Source organism: Mesorhizobium sp. WSM4845 (assembly GCF_055811455.1).
Window position 1 is genome coordinate 1 of the sequence record NZ_JBVVQA010000004.1, and the last position, 2,816, is coordinate 2,816.

Annotated in this window: 2 protein-coding genes; both read right to left on the reverse strand. The window is 64.9% G+C overall.

Annotated elements, in window-relative coordinates; all coding sequences use genetic code 11:
• Nucleotides 1–432: 432 nt before the first annotated feature.
• Entirely contained in the window at nt 433–1,113 is a 681-nt protein-coding gene (locus AC0L2C_RS05955) for an isochorismatase family protein (RefSeq protein ID WP_473522967.1), read from the reverse strand.
• An 85-nt stretch (nt 1,114–1,198) separates the two neighbouring features.
• Nucleotides 1,199–2,503, reverse strand: coding sequence for a M24 family metallopeptidase (locus tag AC0L2C_RS05960; protein ID WP_128245745.1), 1,305 nt, complete (start codon nt 2,501–2,503; stop codon nt 1,199–1,201).
• Nucleotides 2,504–2,816: the final 313 nt, after the last annotated feature.

Below are 2,816 nucleotides of genomic sequence, written 5' to 3' on the forward strand. Positions count from 1 at the left end.
GGGCGGGTGCTGGCGGCTTTTTTTGGCCAACAAAACTCAATTGTCACCCCCCCCGGGGGGGGGGGGGGGGGGCGGGGGGGGGGGGGGGGGGGGGGGGGGGGGGGCCCCCCTTGGCCATAGGCGATGATAGTGCGGGATTCAGCGGGGAAGTGGTCGGGTTTCCGCAGGCGTTGTGCGCTGTTCCGCAGAAGCTTGCGCTACTGCGGCGCAGAACCTTTCGAGACGCCGGCGGGACAGCGCCCCCCTCTGCCCTACCGGGCATCTCCCCACTTGGGGGGAGATCGGCTGTCGTCCCGGCTTTCGCCAATTTCCAACATCGCAGCAGGAGCGCAGCGCCGAAACTGCCAATCTCCCCCCTCGTGGGGGAGATGCCAAGTTTTGGCAGGGAGGGCAGGACAGAGGGGGGCGCCAAGGATCGCCAGCCTTCCTGGTTCAGAGTTCGTCGTAGAGCCGGGCGGCGTTTTCATAGGTGAAGCGCAAAGGCACCGAGCCCACGACCTGCCACGCATCAACCGTCTCGCCTGCCATCAATCGGCAGGCGCCCTCGGTTGTGGTGACGGCGCCGCCATAGAGCCGGTTGGCAAGGTTGAGGATGGCGGTCTGGTGCATCGCCGTGCTGCCGCTGCCGCAGGCATCCTTGACCAGCAGCACGCGAAAGCCCGATGATACCGCATCCCTGACGGTGGCGTCGATGCAGGCCTCGGTCCACACGCCGGCAACGACCAGCCACTCGATGCCTTTGGCCCTGAGCCGGCCCGCGGCAGGGCCCGAACCGAAGGCGCTGGCCTCGGTCTTGACCAGCATCATCTCGCCGTCGACCGGCGCCACTTCCGGACAGATCGCCGTCAGCGGATCGTCCTTGTCGGAGAAGGCCGACCTGCCATTGGCATCGACCGGATGGAACCGCCGCGCCTCCCTGGTGAGATCGACGATATAGGCCGAATGGTAGAGCAGCACATCGTTGGCCCGTGCCGCCGCCTGCAGGCGCTGGACGTTGGCGAGGATGTCGGCAAAACCCTCGACCAGATAGCGCTTGTCCTGCCGGTGCTCCTCCTGGAGGTCGACGGACACCGCGGCCACCGTGCCGCGTCTGATCGAGACCGGGCCCTTCATGCGGACACCTGAACGAAAGCATGAGCGCTGCGGTTAGTCCCGACGATTTGCGATACCGCACCTCGATTGGTGGTGGATGCTGGGATCAAACTTCTTTCTCCAGAAAGTCGTCCTCATAGGGAAAGCGCGACAGAAGCTCGGTGCCGGTTTCGGTGACCAGGATCTCGTCCTCGAGCTTGACACCCTCGCGTCCCCCTTTTTCGCCGATATAGCTCTCGACGCTGACCACCATGCCGGGCACGACAAAACCGTCGCGGCCATAGGTCTCGTAATCCATGGCATGCGCGATGAACGGCGTCTCGCCATGCATGCCGACGCCGTGCATGACAGACGTATAGCGCTGGTCGACGAAGCGGTCCGGGATCTTCCAGGCCTTTTCGGCAATCTCGCGAAACGCCATGCCCGGCCTGACGATCGAGATGTTGTGCTGAACTTGGTCGTGGGCCATGCGGTAGAGCGATTTCTGATAAACGGTCGGCTTGCCCGGGCCGCAGCGGAAGGTGCGCGAGAAGTCCGAATAATAGCCGTAGCAGCCGATCGTATCGGTATCCAGCGCCAAGAGTTCGCCGGGCCTGATCTTGCGGCCGCTGGCTTCGTTGAACCACGGATTGGTGCGCTGGCCCGAGGTCAAGAGCCGGGTTTCGATGAACTCACCGCCCTGGCGGATCACCTCGTGATACATGATGGCGAACAGGTCGTTCTCGGACACGCCGGGCTTGATCGCCTCGCGCACCGCATAGACGGCCGCCTCGGCGCCGGCCATCGATACCTGCAGGCATTTTACCTCTTCGGGCGTCTTGACCGCCCGCACGGCGAGGATCTCGCCCTGGCAATCCCGGACCTCGCAGCCGCGCTTTTCCAGCGCCAGCGCCTGCAGATGGCCGCAGCGGTCGAGGCCGAGCTTCATCGAGCCGCCGCCATGTACCTTGAGCAGCTCAGTGATCTCGTCGGCGAAGGGGCCGGCGGTCTCGTCGTCGCGGCCCGACACCGAAGACCACACCAGCCTGGACGGCCGCGCCTCATCGATCGTGTCGAGCACCATCGAGACATGATAGCTCTGCGGATATTCGAACAGCACGATCGGCCCTTCGGTCGGGATGAAGAAGTAGCGGGTCGAATTGCGCAGGAAATAACCGAACATGTTGCGCGAGCCGGTGGCGTAGCGCTGGTTATAGGGATCGAACAGCACGACGCCGCCATAACCGGACTCGCGCATCCAGGCACGCAGCTTGGCCAGCCGGCCCTTGCGCAACGCGTCCGCATCGATGAAGGACGGCTCGGTGTCGGACAGCCACATGCCGCCGGCCGGATCGGCCGCCGCCGGGTGGCGCATACGGTCCTTGAAGTCGACGTCCTCAGTGCTGTCGGGGTCGAAAACGACGATGCTCACGGGTGCCTCCTGGAAGCGGGGAAGATGAGCCATGCACCGCCAAGAGGCTGTGCGGGATACCGCAGATGTTGTGCGGGATGCCGCTTGAAGTCGTTCCGCGGCGCTCTACGGCGCCCCCCTCTGTCCTGCCGGACATCTCCCCCTCAAGGGGGGAGATCGGCCGTCATCACCGCTTTCGAGAATTTCTACCGTCGCAGGAAGAGCGGAGCATCGAAGCTGCCAATCTCCCCCCTTGAGGGGGAGATGGCCGGCAGGCCAAAGGGGGGTGGGCGGGAACGCGGCGCGGCGTGGTTAGCGCCCTAGTGCCTGCGCG

Coding starts and splice junctions, on each gene's coding strand:
- AC0L2C_RS05955 (WP_473522967.1), bottom strand. CDS start 1,113: ATGAAGGGCCCGGTCTCGATCAGACGCGGCACGGTGGCCGCGGTGTCC.